The organism is Noviherbaspirillum suwonense (assembly GCF_900182955.1).
Lineage (GTDB): Bacteria > Pseudomonadota > Gammaproteobacteria > Burkholderiales > Burkholderiaceae_D > Noviherbaspirillum_A > Noviherbaspirillum_A suwonense.
Map to the genome: position 1 here is coordinate 278,722 of NZ_FXUL01000001.1, position 14,615 is coordinate 293,336.

The following is a 14,615-nucleotide window of genomic DNA, read 5'->3' on the forward strand; positions in this document are numbered from 1 at the left end:
GTTCAAACGGCCTGTCTGCGCCGCATCGTTCCTATCCAGGTGCCGGAGACGACGCAGGCGAATCCCAGCACCAGCCACCAGCTCATCGGCTCGCCGAGAAACAGCACGGCGAATGCAATCGCGAACAGCGGCACCCAGTTGAGATAAAGCGCGGTCCGGCTGATGCCGAGCAAGCCGATGGAACGGTTCCAGATCAGATTGCCGATCGCGGTCGCGGCAATGCCTGAAAACAGCAGCAGGCTCCATGTGCCCGCGCCGGATGCGAAGATGCGGGTGTCGAAGCCGGCAACGCACGCATGCAGGATCAGCAGCACGGTGCCCATCGTGTAGATGCCCCAGCTGATCGCGATCGCGTCGAGCCGCCGGGCAAGGCGCTGCACCAGCACGCCGCCGATGGCGAAGCTGAACACCGACGCCCCTATCATTGCGTCGCCGAGGCCCGCCCGTCCCAGCCCGGCCCCGGGCCGCTGCAACACCACCACCCCGACCCCGACCAGGCCCAGCGCGATGCCGATGATGCTGGCCGCGCCAAGCCGTTCCCGGAACACCAGCGCCGCGAGCAGCGACGATATCAGCGGCCCAAGCGCGACAATCAGCGCGGTATTGGTTGCCGTCGTGAGCGCCATGCCGCCGGTGAAAAAGATCTGGTTCCCGTACACCATCAGCAAGCTGCAGACAAACACCAGTCCCCAGTGTCCCCGGGCGATGTGCGGCAGCTGCCCGTTGCGGCGCAGCGCGATCAGCGCAAACACGCAGCAGGCGCACAGCATGCGCAGCGCGGCCAGCATGACCGGGTCGAACCTGCTTGCAAGAAGCCTGATGGCGGGAATGTTCAGCCCCCATAGCAGCATGGCGCCGGTCAGCATCAGCTGCGCATTGCGGCTCTGAATGAGAACGCCGGCGTCATCGCGCGGACGGCCCTGGGTCATGGCTGCACGGATGGCGGGTTCGGCATGGGAGGCGACGATTCCGGTATGGGGAGGGTTCTGGATTTTATAACATGAGGAAATAATTTGATTTGCGGCCGTCGGTGTAAAGAATGCCCGCCAGGCGAGCTTGTGTGGCAGCCATGCAACTCCAGGGCGCGTTGCTGGCGCGACGTTCGAGTGTTTCCGGCATGTTGGCACTGGCCTGGCACTTAGTGGGATGAAGCAATGTGCAGAAAAGAAACATCCATGCCGCGTGTCATAAGCCGCCGCGGCCAGGGTGTTACTACGCAAATGACCCAAAACCCATTTTAGTTATCAAATTGATATCCAAGAATGGGTTTTCGTCAGAATTTTGTGTTTTATATTGTTCTATTGACCAAAAATAGAATGATATGTTATGCGCAAAACACCATCATATTTAAAAGGACTTGCTGAAACCCGGGCTCGCGCTGCGGGTGATGCTCAACGCTTCAAGAAACTCCATGAGGAGATTGGAGAGAAGCTAGCGAGGGCCGAACACGATCTCGCGGCTTGTGATCGTTTAATTGAACGGTTTGATGAACGCCTTGATCCTGGCTTGATCGAGCCAATACACGCATGGCAAGGTCGATATGGAAAGCGCGGGGCTTTAGGGGAAGAAATAAGACGGATTATTCAAAGTGCTTGGCCAGACGAAATCACGACAACTGAAATTGTATGGCGAGTGCAAATACACTTCCAGATGTCATTCCTGACGTGGCGAGAAAAGAAACGCTGGCAGGATAATTCTCTTAGAAACACGATCAAGGCCCTTTTGGCGAAGGGCGAGGTTGAGCGCGTACACGATGTGTTATACGGCCTTACCGGGGAGGTCGGCCGTTGGCGCTGGAAATCGGATGCCGTCCTTTCATTGGACCACTTGCATGCGCAGGCTGCGGGTGCGGGTGTAGCAGTTCAATCTTGCGATGATGCCCATGAGTGAACCCTTTCCAGAACTCCGATTCCCCGACGTTCAAGGCTACGCACATCGCCAACTTTAGTTGTTCACCATTGGGCAGGCGACGGGTATCTGAACGGAACGAGGTTTCAACGGCATAGTCCAGCATATATTTCGGCTCAATGTTGAGGTATATGCCTTTCTCTGCCCTGTCGAAGCGGGCATTCAGCTCCTCCGCCTGGTTGTTATTTTCGCCGTTTGGGCCACTCAGTTCTTTAGCGTGCTCAACTGTCCGATGCATACGAAATTCCTTGCCAAGCTCAGTATAGGCAGGTGACGAATCCGTGTTCAGGTAGCTTTCTGGCATTGCGACAAAATCGTTCAGAACCGCTTTCACCACCGGCGAAGTCTCGGTTAGTCCGATCGCTACCCGTGTTGCACATGCCCCCTTTCCCCGAACCCCCGAGCGTTTTCGAATTGCGAATAAGATTCTTCGATCTTTGGGAAATCGATTACCGAATTCTGGATTGATAGGTCCACTGTTTTTTGCTTTTTTTCGGGCCGCGTTTTTGCCAGTTTGCGTCAACATTATTTCAGTCAGAGCAAATGGATCGGCATCTGATTGAACCGGACGCGATCCTTGCGGTTTACCCCGCTTCTCATCTGCACGCCAGCCCGACTGATGAGCGCCATCCATTTCAACGTCCCCGTTCATCAGTCCTACGTTATAGCCCCGGACCAATGCTTCGCGTATTTTGTGCTGTAAGGTAAACGCGGTGTTGTAGGTAGTGTCCATGTGCCTTTTGAGCTCAAGGGCAGACTGGCCTGCTGCAGAATTTACCCACATCAAAACGCTCGAAAGGATGTACTGGTACGACTTCTTCCGTCGCGCGAATATAGTTCCGGAGGTGACGCTGAAAGTGCTACCGCAACCAGCGCATTTCCAGCGTTTTTCCAGTGGTCGCCAATAATGCTTGCTAACCGTGCCGCAATGCGGGCAGGAAACGGTGTCCCACGAGCCGAAGCGTACCTGTACTAGAACATCCAAGCACTGCCTATCGGTGGCCTTCACAATGTCTGGGACTGATATTGAAACGGCTTCGCGTGACATGTGCCATGCGGCGGAACCTGACCGAGCCCGGGGGTGGCGCGTCGAGCTTTCTTTTTTCGCACCTTCTGATTGAGTAGTCATACTGCCTCGTTTAAAAAGGTGGTGTACAGAGATTCGTGCGCAATGCCAAGATGCGCGCCGGGATGTTCAACGGGTGCTGTATTGCGACGAAGCAACCAGCTTACAAAACCAGTCCTTGCAGGCTCGACTAACCGATGGATTGGAACAAATCGTTGGCCGTTTTTCTCAATTGGATCAGGGATGCAAAGCGCCGGCCGAGCTGGCATTTCCACGCATCCATTCAATCGTATAAGACAGGCGTGCAGAAGCAGTTCTGCAGGTCGCAGATAGTCGGGACGGAAAACAAAAGGCCCAGTCACATGGCGCGCCATCGTGTGCTCGTCAAAGCGCGCCACGTACAGCCCGCGTGTACGGCCAACCTGATCGATTTGAACAGTCGCCAGCGTAGTAAGGCTCTGAGCTCTGGGACCCGCATGCTCAATAAGCGCACACATTTGCTTGGCATAAGCAAATCGCTTTGTTTGATGTTCGATCGGTGGCACGACTTCATCGAGACAATCAAGGTCCGTGCGAAGGCCCAGAACGATTGAACGGGAAGTCAAATCCCACAAACTAGCCGACCAACGTGGGTAGCGAAAGATCGGCGCAGGGATAGACGCGCCGAACCCAGCTTGGAAAAGCACCGTTTTGTAGTCGGCAACTGGAGCCAACTTTTCATATCCGATATCGATCCAGGCGCGTTGCGTGTATCGGGTCACAGTATGGAGGCCGCCAACGTGAATGAAAACTCTAAGCATCAGATCACCCTGATGTCCCAAGTTTGCGCAAATTCCACGCCGTCGATTTGTTCATTTCCACGTAAGCGGATTTGATCGCCGTCCAACCAAAGGATATGTACGTCAGTCAACTCTGGTAGCAGCGTCGTCGCAATTCCATCCGTTGCGCTGGTCAGCTTGGCACAGGTCACTACTCGACCATGGGCATGAATTCTGTTTTCCACAATGGACAACTTCCCGCGGTGTGCCGGTTCCTTCAAGCGCTGTGCCTTAGGCAGGGGCTTGCCAGAGTAGTAAATAGGACGGATCTCGACGCGCATGGGAATGTCTCCTTGGGAACGAACATTTACGAAAATACGTAAATTAGTCGCCTCTGATGTTAAATGAGTGGCAATTAATGGTAGTTTTAATACTGTATATATATACAGTATGAGGCATTCTGATATTGTGAAATGTCAACGGACTCACCTGACGGATGTTGTCTGGATGAAAGTTGAATTGCCACGCAATTGCAACAAAATTTCCAGTGTTCAACTCTCCGGTTTACGAAATTGAACTGGAACCTTCGTTTTCAAGTATGCAGAACGAATATTTTTACCAGGAAATTCGATAACAGCTACGATTGATACTCGCCAACTTGCAAATACTGTTTATATATACAGTAATGTTATGAATGAATGGACTCGCATGCGGTCAGGCATATCTTCTGTGGAGCATGTTCTGCAAAGCAATGTTCGTCATTTAAAAGAGAAACTAACGATTGATTCAACTTGCAACGTCGAATTTATTTTAGAAACGTTAGCTGTGCTTGAGGCAACACTTTTGACAATAAACGAGGCCCGTGATTATTCGAGGACTCGGAAAGAATGATGCGTCGCACAGTCGTTTTAAATGCCAGTTATGAACGAAACCTCATGCTGAGCCATGCCGTACGCTTTGATGTACATTTTAAATACGAAAAGCTTTCCGATGAGCGGGCATTCAACTATCTGGCGAAAGGGTGGCTAGAGGACGAACATGGCAAGATGTATTTTGTCGTACGGCCGTCTACGCTCGGATTTCAATGTTGGAGCCTCGGCGATGACAGCTCGCTACTCGCACCCGACGAGGCATACGAGGCATGTCCTGCCGCCTTAACGGTCTGGCTGGCGCTTCCCGAAAGTCTGCGTTGTAGCCTTCATGATGTTAATAATCCGGATGCCACATGATGGGGAGCGCTGCTGATTTGCATGAATCATGCTCATAGGCAGCTAATAAGCGCCGGCTTTCACTAAAGCGTGTTGACTTACTTGAAACCTATTTTCTCAGCCATTTGCTCTTCGCTACCGTTGCAAAGAAGTTGCTAAAACAATAATTAAACTATAATGGACTATAATTTCCTATAATTTCACAGGCGCAATTTTGTTGGCTCTCATGACGGATTTGTATATTCCTAGGTGCACTGTCAGATGGACCGTTGATTCACCCGTTTTGAAAGCTCTTCTGCGCTTTCCTTGCGTTCACTGTAGCGGTCCACCAGGAACGGCGCGATATCGCGGGTCAGCAACGTAAACTTGTACAGTTCTTCCATCACATCAACAACGCGGTCATAGTAAGCCGATGGCTTCATTCGGTCATTTTCATCAAACTCCATGAAGGCCTTGGCGACAGACGACTGATTAGGGATCGTGATCATACGCATCCATCTTCCCAGCACGCGCATCTGGTTCAACGCATTGAAAGACTGTGAGCCGCCAGAGACTTCCATTACCGCCAGTGTTTTGCCCTGGGTTGGCCGGACAGCGCCGATGGACAGCGGGATCCAATCGATCTGTGCTTTCATGATGCCCGTCATCGCGCCATGGCGCTCCGGGGAGCACCAGACCATGCCTTCGGCCCACTGTGCAAGCTTGCGTAGTTCCTGGACTTTCGAATGACTCTCTGGCACGTCATCCGGCAGCGCCAAGCCGCTTGGGTCGAAAATCTCCACTTCTGCTCCCATCGCTTCAAGCAGGTGGGCGGCTTCCTGTGTCAGCAGCCGGCTGAATGATCGTTCCCGCAACGAACCGTACAGCAAGTGAAAGCGGGGAGCATGCGTCGAAGTAGCGACGTTGGCGAAATCCGATCGGGTCGGGACGGCAAACAGGTCTTCTGTGAGATTGGGCAAGTTGTGTAGTGACATGGGAGGATTTGAACCTTTGCTTCGTACCAGTGTTGCGAGCGGTTGACGATTGCAACCACTAGCAGCATGACAGGCACTTCAATTAATACGCCGACAACAGTGGCAAGCGCCGCGCTGGACTGAAAGCCGAACAGGCTGATGGCCGTTGCCACGGCAAGTTCAAAGAAATTGGACGCGCCAATCAAGCTGGACGGCCCCGCGACACAGTGCGCGACGCCGAGCTTGCGGTTCAATAGATACGCTAGCCCGGAGTTGATAAATACCTGAATCAGAATCGGCACGGCCAGGATGGCGATGACGGCCGGTTGCCTGGTAATGGCCTCGCCCTGAAACGCAAATAGCAGCACAAGTGTTAGCAGCAGCGCAGAAATCGAATAAGGCCCCAGTGTTGCCACAGCCCGTTCCAGACTGCCTGACCCTTTTGCCAAAAGCATCTTGCGCAGCACCTGAGCCAGGATTACCGGAATCACGATATACAGCACCACTGATGTGATGAGCGTATCCCACGGCACGGTGATTGCGGACAAGCCGAGGAGCAACGCCACTAGCGGAGCAAAGGCGATGATCATGATGGAATCATTGAGCGCCACTTGCGACAAGGTGCTGCCCGCTGCTTTGGCCGTGTTGCTGTTCCTCGGCATAGAGCAATGGGTGGTAGCCGCGTTTTGCGACTTGTATGGGTTTAACAATGGCATCTTGACTATCGTCCGTGGCACGGTTCCCCAAAAAGCTCTTTGGACGAGAGAACTACGGCGCGATAGCCGGCGCTCTGGCAGGCCCACTGTTGATGGCGCAGGCTGCCGGCCCGCTCGTCATTGCGGTGCTGGTGGAGGCAGAGGTATCGTCGAAAGCCGTGTTCGCAACATTGCTGACTATTTCTTTGGCTTCGGAGGGATTTTACTTTGCTGCGGTTCGAAGACAGGTGGCCCTATGCTGATGGACATGGCGCAACACAGGTGCCACTGTTGCAGGAGCAGTGGTGGCTAACCTGCCAGAGGAGCGCCGCACCGATAAAGCTGATCACGCCAGAAATCTTTAGGAGCGCATAAGGCGCCTGGAGCAGGTCTTCCAGTCATAAGTGAGGCGCGGCGCTTCAATCTGACGAACGATGCGAATGAGCTTTCTGTAGGATTTGAGGCGCTGCAAGCCGTCACCAACAAAGCGGCTTATACTGAAACCAAGATAGCGTGAAAAGGTGTTAATACAGCAACTTATCGAATGTACATCATGCATAGCGAAGAAATTCGTACGAAGGCGGCGTACGTCTTAGGTGGCGCAGACGAGGCGCAGCGTTGGCTTGAGAGTCCGGCACGCGGTCTGGACTACCGTATTCCGATCGATGTGATGCTGACTGAGACTGGCAGGCAGCAGGTCTATGATTTGCTTTTGCAAATCGAATACTGCGTATATGTATAGGTAAAATCATGCCGTCAAAAAACTCAAAGCCAGGGTCGGAAATTGCCGAGAAGCAAAAAACTATGGCTGAACTATATCCGAATCTTTCGTTTTTACCGGATACGCCAGACCGGCCGCGGTATCGCCCGCTTGCCAGTGCTATAGACCATCTCCGGTATCACCGTGATCTCTTACCTGACTTGCCAGACCAAATCGATATTGCGCTCGAGAACCTCGGACAAGAGATGATCGAACTCAATGAGAAAATGGATACTGATCCAACATTTCAAGAAAAAACGAAAAAAAGGATTGATTGATCTGGTTCCGGCGGCAGTACCGCCTGCTCGCTGACACAGTTGAGTATCTCCGTGCGCCGTAAATCTTCACTTAGAACCCGAGTTCACCAATTTACTGCATTCCGGTAAGCGATTAGAAGGCCGGTCCATGACCGGCTTTCGCCTTTTCTGGCTCCCTAAAATAAACAGATCTACGATGCAACGTCTTCTCGTGCTGAATGGGTATCGGCTTCTACAGAGCAAGCATGCTGGGCAATGGATAGTAGATAAAGTCGACAAAGCCGGAGCAATTAAACCAGGCATCTACAACATTTACTTGGCTATTCCGGCAGATAAAACCAAAGCGCACGACGGGATAATCCTTTATGCCGATAATCAATTCGTATATCAACAGACTGGTCAGAACTTTGTATGGCATGATCAGGAAAATTTCCGGGACTTACCAGAGATAGGCGCGTCTTGCAAAATCCGATACGAGAACGAGCAGGCAATTGTTTCTAAATCTTCCAGAAAACCCACCCGTAAATAGCTGCGCTGAACTTATAAAACTGCTGTCGTAGTCCAGAATATCGTTTCTATGTGATGCGGCTTACTTTCTTTAGAAAAGTCAGCGGGGCCATCAGGCCGGTGGAAATATCATTAGCGGCCTTATGCGAAGGTATTAACGTCGTCGAGACGCCCGTAACCTCCGTCGCATATTTCAATGCATAGTCCTCGTATGCAATATAAATGCATTCATAAATGCCCCAAGTAATGCAGCCAGTGTATCTTTCGAGGCTGCAATGATTATAATATTGCTTCTTTGAAAGAATAAAAAAATGAAGCTTTTACGTGATGCACGCACTCTCCAGCAAAAGTCTATCGCGTCTCTCAAGATCGCCATGACTGCATTTAACTCATTCGAAGAAGAAGGACGGATTTGCACAACGCTTCTCCATCTTCAGCATGCCAGTGAAATGTTGCTGAAGGCTGTACTGGTGCAGAAGCGAGTACCGGTGTTCGACAAAGAAGCCGGTATGTCTATTGGTTTCGAGAAATGCATCCGGCTCTGCATGCAACATGCCGCACTTACCACCGAGGAAGCTGGCGTTATGCGAGCTGTCAATGCTCTAAGAGACGCGAGCCAGCACTGGTATATATTCGTTTCTGAAGACTTGCTGTACATGCACACCCGTGCACTGGTGACTGCATTTGATGCCTTTCTGCAACGGCAGCTTGGCACCGATCTGCACAGTCACATTCCGACAAGAGTGCTTCCTGTTTCAACAACACCCCCTGGCGATCTCCTGTTCTTGGTTGACAAAGAGTTTGCCCTCATTAAGGGTCTCTTGGCTCCTGGGAAACGTCACCGCGACGAGGCCCAAGCGCGCATTCGGTCTTTGCTCGCCATGGAAGCGATAGTTGCGGACGAGGTGGAAGTGAGTGAAAAGGACATCGACCGTATTGAAAAGGCTATCAAAGCTGGAGAGGAAATTGACAAGGTATTTCCGCGATTGACAACAATTTCGACCAGTCTGACCGGTGAAGGAGTCACGCTTAAGGTTCATTTTTCGAAAAAAGATGGCGCCCCAGTCCGGTTTGTTGGCGGCGATGACCCCAATGCAGCAGCGGCAATTAGAGAAGTCGATCTACGCAAGAAATTCCATATGAATGCTTCATCTCTTGCCGAGACAGTAGGCCTCACTACGGCGAAAGCAAAGGCGATGCGGTGGAAATTAGATATTGACGGGGACGAGAAATGCATGCATGTCTTCGTGTTTGGTCAAAGCAAGTTTTCCCAATTTTCAGACAACGCAAAAACCAAAATCAGGGAATCGCTTGCATCTGGAATTGATGTCGAATCTATATGGAGAGAATACCGGGCAAATGCCGCTGCCTGAACTCCAATTCGTCGGTTCAGGCTGACATTAAGGCTCGTAAGACATTGCACGATGCGCCTGTAAAAACCGCCGCCAAAAGAATTATCGATTACATTCCCCCCAGTTCCGGAAGATTATCTTGACGTCACACACGGTTTCTATTCTGTGTGCAAATCAACCCTACATTGGCTTGAGTTTGACTCTCGCGAGTCTGTCAAAATGGTTTATTACTGGTACGGCACAGCGACCGTTCATAGCCGGCGCCGGTTAGCCCGCTATGGGTATATAGCACCAGTTACTTATCAGACCGAGATCGGCCAGAGGACTAAACCGCTCGCGCGGTAGGAGGCTGCGCGCCGGTGCCGGTAATTGAGACAGAAGCACAGCGTGGCTGTTTCCTATGCTGGAAACGAGGCAATCCGCCTCGTTTCCGACAGGAGCAGAGCCATGACCCCATCGACTCAAGCCATTTCACCGCTGCGCCAACGCATGATCGACGACATGCGGATGCGCAAACTTTCCCCCAAGACCCAGGCTCACTACCTTCGCGCCGTACGGCAGTTTGCGGGCTATCTGGGGCGTTCGCCTGACACGGCCACCGTCGAGGATTTGCGGCGCTATCAGTTGCACCTGGTCGACCATGGCACCTCGCCGGTCTCGCTCAATGCGGCGATCACGGGGCTGAAGTTCTTCTTTGCCATCACGGCCGACCAGGCCGGGCTGATGGCAAGGATGCAGCCGGTGCGTGTTCCGCGCACCCTGCCGGTTGTGCTCAGCCGCGAGGAAGTGAGCCGTCTGATCGTTGCCGCCGGCAACCTCAAGCATCAGACGGCGCTTTCTGTTGCCTACGGTGCCGGGTTGCGCGCCAGCGAAGTCATTTCGCTCAAGGTCAGCGACATCGACAGTCAGCGCATGACCCTGCGTATCGAGCAGGGCAAGGGCCACAAGGATCGCTACGCGATGCTCCCGCCGGTGCTGCTCGAGCGCCTGCGCGTTTGGTGGCGCGTGGCCCGCGCACAGGGCAAGATGCTCGATGGCGGCTGGCTGTTTCCCGGCATGAATCCGATCGAGCCGCTTAGTACCCGTCAACTGAACCGCGCCATCCATGCCGCCGCAGAAGCTGCCCGGATCGACAAGCGGGTCTCGATGCACACGCTACGCCACAGTTTTGCAACGCACCTGCTGGAGCAGAAGGTCGATATCCGCGTGATCCAGGTCTTGCTCGGGCACAAGAAGCTTGAGACCACGGCGCTCTATGCCCAGGTCGCCACCGACATACTGCGGGAAGTGGTTAGTCCGCTGGAGGCCGTGCGGCCCGGGTAGGTCCTGGCCATGGGCGCGCCTGGCCTGGAAGTCGCGGATATCTTCCGCGCCCACGGGCCGGCCTGGCGCCAGGCGCAGCATGCTCACCTGAGCCTGGGTCAGCGCAAGGTCATGTCGGCCATCGAACAGTGCCGCACCGCGGCGCTGGGCGGCCATGTGCTGCGCTGCGACGCCTGCGAGCAGGTCGAGGTTGCCTACAATTCCTGCCGCAACCGGCATTGTCCGAAGTGCCAGGCAAGCGCCGCCCGACGCTGGCTCGACGCCCGTCAGGCCGAGTTGCTGCCGGTGGAGTATTACCATGTGGTGTTCACCTTGCCTGCCCCGATCAGCGCGATTGCCTATGCCAACAAGGCGGTGATGTACGGTCTGCTGTTCGACATCGCTGCCGAAACCCTGCGCACCATTGCCGCCGATCCGCGGCACCTGGGCGCACAAATCGGCGCCACCCTGGTGCTGCACACCTGGGGTTCGGCGCTGACGCACCATCCCCACGTCCACGGCATCGTCCCCGGCGGCGGGCTGTCGTCGGACGGGGAACGTTGGGTCGCCTGCAGGCGTGGCTTCTTCCTGCCGGTGCGCGTGCTCTCGCGGCTGTTCCGACGACGCTTCCTCGAGGAACTCGGCCGGGCCCATGATCGCGGCCAGCTGCAGTTCTTCGGTGAACATGCCGCGCTGGCCGATGCGACAGCCTTCTCCGACTGGCTCGCGCCGCTGCGCCAGTGCGAGTGGGTGGTCTATGCCAAACGCCCCTTCGCCGGGCCGGCGGCGGTACTGGCTTATCTGTCGCGCTATACGCATCGGGTGGCCATTTCCAACCAGCGCCTGGTTGCCATGGACGAGCGCGGCATTACGTTCCGCTGGAAGGATTACCGTGCCAGCGGAAGGACGCGTTACAAGACCATGACGCTGGAGGCGCCCGAGTTCATGCGCCGGTTCCTGCTGCATGTCCTGCCTGGCGGCTTTCACCGCATCCGTCACTACGGGCTGCTGGCCAATGCCGGGCGCCGGGCGAACCTTGCGCGGGTACGTGCGCTGCTGGGGTGCGAAGCGCCTGCGGCCAGGGAAGCGCCGCAGGCGGGGTCGGCTGAATTAATCCAGCCGACATTCGTGTGCCCGTGCTGTGGTGCGGCGATGCGCATCGTTGAGACCGTCGTGCGCCACCAGCCAATCCGTGCGCCGCCGCGGTCACGAGGCCCGGCATGACCCAAGGCCTCTTTCTCTGTTCAACCCGCTCGTCGCTTCTGTGTCGGTTGCCGTCGATAGGGCAAGGCGTCGCCTTACGCCGCAAAAGCACCGTCTCCAGCCGTGTCCAACGCCAAATAATGCAGCGGAATCAACCAGTCATCGGGAATGAGTGTGACCGCGCTGTGCGATGTGCCTGCCGGATCGGCGCGCTCAACCCGACTCCGCGCATCCAAACCCCATAACGATCACCGCTGCCCCGACCGTGCCGGAGCATTCCGCGGTTTCCTCCCTTGAGGGTTGTACGACGCCTGCCCGCTTGGCTTCACTGTGTCTCGCCCGTCCTACGGTAAGGGCAGGCATCGTACAACCCTAAACAGAAGCCGTCTTTCAGTCGTCAAAGAAGAAAGACTGCTTTAAATGCAGGAGCAGATCTTCATATTTGCCCAGCGGCTTAAGCACTTGGAAATCACTCATGTCGCTAGCGAAATGCAAATGTGCTTTGCTAAGCCACCGCAAGATGCGCTACGTCGCGTCCGGCAAGGATCAAAGCAACTCCCAGGCTGAGGCCTAGTGGCGCGGCGGCAATGAACACGAGAAACGGGAGTGAAACTGCGAATACCGCAGTGTTCAGGTAGCCATGCAAACTTGATTACGTCCGCCCGCTTTAGCGGCGTACAATGCCTTGTCGGCTGACTGGAGCAACAATTTGCACGACGAATCATCTTGGTCGGGAAGGCATGCGGCAGCACCAATACTGACCGTCACCACGTCCTCAGGACTGCCGCCGTGTGCAATTGCGCGCGTCAGAACCGCATGACGAAAACGCTCTCCCATGGCAACTGCACCTTCTACATCGGTGTCTGGAAGCAGCACGGCCATTTCCTCTCCGCCATAGCGCACCGCCACATCGCCGGGCCGGCAAGCCGCTTCCATCAGCGTCTCGCCGAGCTGCTGCAGGCAAGCGTCCCCGGCCGGATGCCCATACAAGTCGTTGTAGCGCTTGAAGTAATCGACGTCGATCATGATCAACGCCAGGAAAGTCGCTGTACGCTTGGCTCGATCGAACTCCTCCGTGAGTACCGTGTCGAATAGGCGCCGGTTACCCAAGCCGGTCAGGCTATCCAGCAGCGTCAATCGCTCAAGGGACTGGTTCATCTTCTCCAGAGATGTTTTTGCCTTGCGCAGTTCACGCTGAGCTTGTTCCCGCTCTCCAATCAGCTGGATGAGCTTGCGTCCTAGCAAGCCTAGTACGGCGAGCAGTACCGCTCCTGCCCCCAATACCCGTACCGTCTCCCGGCGCCAGTCTGCCAATACATCCATCGTGGCGACTGCGCTGGCGGCGATGACGGGGTAGTGGGCCAAATGTTGGTAGCTGTACATGCGTTCAATGCCGTCTATGTATCCAGTCAGCACGGCGCTACCTTCTTTTCCTTTATTTAAGTAGGTTTGGAATACCGGGCCCTTGCTTGCATCCGCATTGATCTGTGCTTCGCTAAATGGTCGGCGCACGATGATCTTGCCCCTACTGGACAGGAGGAATATGGTGCCATCGCGCCCAAGATCAAAGCTATTGTGAAATTCCTGTAGGTACTCCAGATCGATGGTAGCAACAGCGACACCTGCAAAGAAGCCATTCGGTTGGTTGACCCGACGCGACACTGGCATGATCCAGCGCCCCGAGGTGCGACTGCGCACCGGACTGCCAATGTGCATGTCCCTATCTTGGCTGCCAGCATGGTGCTTGAAATAATCCCGGTCCGGAATACTGAAACTGCCGGTGATCTGCGTTCGTGACGTAATGATTCCGTGACCTTTTCTGTCATAGAAGGACACACTATCCAGGGCAGGCAGTTTAGCGACAGTTAGTCGGAGGAGGGTTTGAACCCGTGCTAGGGTCGTCGCATCGACTCCCTCGGTTTCCAGGCTTTGCACTACGCCGACGAGCGCAACTTCAGCGGCGCGAATGGTGTCATCGGTTTGCTGCGCCAGGGCGCGCGTCATGTTAGCTGTCTGCACCCGTGCACTCTCAATTCTGTCATTGCGTGCCTGATGCAAGCTCCAGCCTTGCATACCTATAAAGGATAGAACAACCAGGACGACAAAGAACGTTGCGAGTGTTCGGACGGTACGCGGACGAAAAAAACCAAGGTACTGGAGGAGAGCAAAAATACTAGACATAGTCAGTCTCATCGGCAACCAATAAGTCATTCATCAAAAATAATGAAAACTTATACTGCACAAACTATTTTTCATTCTAGTGAGAAAGCCGACTAAAAGTGCTTTATTAAAAGACGAGGCCGATTTGATTAAAATTGGTTAATCCTGACCGCACCATATAGGCGCTTGCGAGCCAGAAACTCGGCATTCTTTGATACGTTTGTTCCCAACGTCTGCTACTGCCGCGTTCCGGGTGTTCTGATGTAAAAACGGTATTTCTAGTTTGGGTTGGGTACGGCCCTTCGTTGGTCAGCAAGCCTCATAGCTGGGCTTTGGAGTGAAATCCAGCCGGTCAGGCGATGCTTTCCTACGCGGTAGAAAAGTTGCTGCTATCTCATGGCATTCCCGGCTATGCGGTCACCTGCATATCCGATTCGAAACGGCAGGAGAAGGCGGAGAAGGGAGTTGGAACGTCAAGCGGTCGGC

14 protein-coding genes and 2 pseudogenes are annotated in these 14,615 nt (G+C 54.4%); 8 read left to right on the top strand and 8 right to left on the bottom strand.

Going from position 1 to position 14,615, the window contains the following annotated elements; all coding sequences use genetic code 11:
• Positions 1 to 2 precede the first annotated feature (2 nt).
• The 5 genes and pseudogenes from QOL82_RS01255 to QOL82_RS01270 form a co-directional block, all read right to left on the bottom strand.
• Entirely contained in the window at positions 3 to 929 is a 927-nt protein-coding gene (locus QOL82_RS01255; protein WP_283440401.1) for a DMT family transporter, read from the bottom strand.
• Positions 930 to 1,768: 839 nt separating this feature from the next.
• Positions 1,769 to 2,641, bottom strand: a complete 873-nt coding sequence (locus QOL82_RS01260; protein WP_283440402.1) for a transposase — start codon at positions 2,639 to 2,641, stop codon at positions 1,769 to 1,771.
• A 138-nt stretch (positions 2,642 to 2,779) separates the two neighbouring features.
• A pseudogene (locus tag QOL82_RS29225) lies at positions 2,780 to 3,037 on the bottom strand (transposase); the annotation flags it as partial.
• Positions 3,034 to 3,774, bottom strand: coding sequence for a hypothetical protein (locus tag QOL82_RS01265; RefSeq protein WP_283440403.1), 741 nt, complete (start codon positions 3,772 to 3,774; stop codon positions 3,034 to 3,036). The pseudogene QOL82_RS29225 and the gene QOL82_RS01265, both read right to left, overlap by 4 nt.
• Positions 3,774 to 4,073, bottom strand: coding sequence for a hypothetical protein (locus QOL82_RS01270; protein ID WP_283440404.1), 300 nt, complete (start codon positions 4,071 to 4,073; stop codon positions 3,774 to 3,776). The genes QOL82_RS01265 and QOL82_RS01270 overlap by 1 nt, the downstream gene beginning before the upstream one ends.
• Positions 4,074 to 4,619: 546 nt before the next feature.
• Between QOL82_RS01270 and QOL82_RS01275 the strand changes: the two genes are divergently transcribed.
• Positions 4,620 to 4,961, top strand: coding sequence for a hypothetical protein (locus tag QOL82_RS01275; protein WP_283440405.1), 342 nt, complete (start codon positions 4,620 to 4,622; stop codon positions 4,959 to 4,961).
• 236 nt (positions 4,962 to 5,197) lie between these two features.
• Here QOL82_RS01275 and arsH read toward each other — a convergent pair whose 3' ends face one another.
• Together arsH and QOL82_RS01285 are read right to left on the bottom strand one after the other, a co-directional pair.
• Entirely contained in the window at positions 5,198 to 5,914 is a 717-nt protein-coding gene (gene arsH / locus QOL82_RS01280; protein ID WP_283440406.1) for an arsenical resistance protein ArsH, read from the bottom strand.
• Between the two features lie 17 nt (positions 5,915 to 5,931).
• Positions 5,932 to 6,516 (bottom strand): annotated as a pseudogene (locus tag QOL82_RS01285) (arsenic resistance protein); the annotation flags it as partial.
• On the opposite strand from QOL82_RS01285, the gene QOL82_RS01290 reads away from it, so the two are divergent.
• The 7 genes from QOL82_RS01290 to QOL82_RS01320 all read left to right on the top strand — a co-directional run bounded on the left by QOL82_RS01290 (position 6,476) and on the right by QOL82_RS01320 (position 11,990).
• Complete coding sequence (locus tag QOL82_RS01290; protein ID WP_283440811.1) at positions 6,476 to 6,901, top strand: hypothetical protein; 426 nt, start codon at positions 6,476 to 6,478, stop codon at positions 6,899 to 6,901. The pseudogene QOL82_RS01285 and the gene QOL82_RS01290 sit on opposite strands and share 41 nt — an antisense overlap.
• A gap of 231 nt (positions 6,902 to 7,132) precedes the next feature.
• Positions 7,133 to 7,330 (top strand): MbcA/ParS/Xre antitoxin family protein, encoded by a 198-nt coding sequence (locus tag QOL82_RS01295; RefSeq protein ID WP_283440407.1) that lies wholly within the window; start codon positions 7,133 to 7,135, stop codon positions 7,328 to 7,330.
• 8 nt (positions 7,331 to 7,338) lie between these two features.
• Positions 7,339 to 7,626, top strand: a complete 288-nt coding sequence (locus QOL82_RS01300) for a hypothetical protein (protein ID WP_283440408.1) — start codon at positions 7,339 to 7,341, stop codon at positions 7,624 to 7,626.
• A gap of 127 nt (positions 7,627 to 7,753) precedes the next feature.
• Positions 7,754 to 8,134: a KfrB domain-containing protein gene (locus QOL82_RS01305; protein WP_283440409.1), complete on the top strand. Its 381-nt coding sequence runs from the start codon at positions 7,754 to 7,756 to the stop codon at positions 8,132 to 8,134.
• Between the two features lie 289 nt (positions 8,135 to 8,423).
• A complete protein-coding gene (locus QOL82_RS01310; RefSeq protein WP_283440410.1) occupies positions 8,424 to 9,485 on the top strand; it encodes a DUF3644 domain-containing protein in 1,062 nt (353 codons plus the stop codon).
• A gap of 426 nt (positions 9,486 to 9,911) precedes the next feature.
• Positions 9,912 to 10,787: a tyrosine-type recombinase/integrase gene (locus QOL82_RS01315; RefSeq protein WP_283440411.1), complete on the top strand. Its 876-nt coding sequence runs from the start codon at positions 9,912 to 9,914 to the stop codon at positions 10,785 to 10,787.
• A gap of 9 nt (positions 10,788 to 10,796) precedes the next feature.
• Complete coding sequence (locus QOL82_RS01320; protein ID WP_283440412.1) at positions 10,797 to 11,990, top strand: IS91 family transposase; 1,194 nt, start codon at positions 10,797 to 10,799, stop codon at positions 11,988 to 11,990.
• Positions 11,991 to 12,599: 609 nt separating this feature from the next.
• Here QOL82_RS01320 and QOL82_RS01325 read toward each other — a convergent pair.
• Positions 12,600 to 14,150 (bottom strand): sensor domain-containing diguanylate cyclase, encoded by a 1,551-nt coding sequence (locus QOL82_RS01325; protein WP_283440413.1) that lies wholly within the window; start codon positions 14,148 to 14,150, stop codon positions 12,600 to 12,602.
• Positions 14,151 to 14,615 lie beyond the last annotated feature (465 nt).

Bases quoted from the DNA above. Each gene is read 5' to 3' on its own strand.
- QOL82_RS01255 (WP_283440401.1), bottom strand. From the start codon at position 929: ATGACCCAGGGCCGTCCGCGCGATGACGCCGGCGTTCTCATTCAGAGC.
- QOL82_RS01260 (WP_283440402.1), bottom strand. From the start codon at position 2,641: ATGGACACTACCTACAACACCGCGTTTACCTTACAGCACAAAATACGC.
- QOL82_RS01265 (WP_283440403.1), bottom strand. From the start codon at position 3,774: ATGCTTAGAGTTTTCATTCACGTTGGCGGCCTCCATACTGTGACCCGA.
- QOL82_RS01270 (WP_283440404.1), bottom strand. From the start codon at position 4,073: ATGCGCGTCGAGATCCGTCCTATTTACTACTCTGGCAAGCCCCTGCCT.
- QOL82_RS01275 (WP_283440405.1), top strand. From the start codon at position 4,620: ATGATGCGTCGCACAGTCGTTTTAAATGCCAGTTATGAACGAAACCTC.
- arsH (WP_283440406.1), bottom strand. From the start codon at position 5,914: ATGTCACTACACAACTTGCCCAATCTCACAGAAGACCTGTTTGCCGTC.
- QOL82_RS01290 (WP_283440811.1), top strand. From the start codon at position 6,476: ATGATCATGATGGAATCATTGAGCGCCACTTGCGACAAGGTGCTGCCC.
- QOL82_RS01295 (WP_283440407.1), top strand. From the start codon at position 7,133: ATGTACATCATGCATAGCGAAGAAATTCGTACGAAGGCGGCGTACGTC.
- QOL82_RS01300 (WP_283440408.1), top strand. From the start codon at position 7,339: ATGCCGTCAAAAAACTCAAAGCCAGGGTCGGAAATTGCCGAGAAGCAA.
- QOL82_RS01305 (WP_283440409.1), top strand. From the start codon at position 7,754: ATGACCGGCTTTCGCCTTTTCTGGCTCCCTAAAATAAACAGATCTACG.
- QOL82_RS01310 (WP_283440410.1), top strand. From the start codon at position 8,424: ATGAAGCTTTTACGTGATGCACGCACTCTCCAGCAAAAGTCTATCGCG.
- QOL82_RS01315 (WP_283440411.1), top strand. From the start codon at position 9,912: ATGACCCCATCGACTCAAGCCATTTCACCGCTGCGCCAACGCATGATC.
- QOL82_RS01320 (WP_283440412.1), top strand. From the start codon at position 10,797: ATGGGCGCGCCTGGCCTGGAAGTCGCGGATATCTTCCGCGCCCACGGG.
- QOL82_RS01325 (WP_283440413.1), bottom strand. From the start codon at position 14,150: ATGTCTAGTATTTTTGCTCTCCTCCAGTACCTTGGTTTTTTTCGTCCG.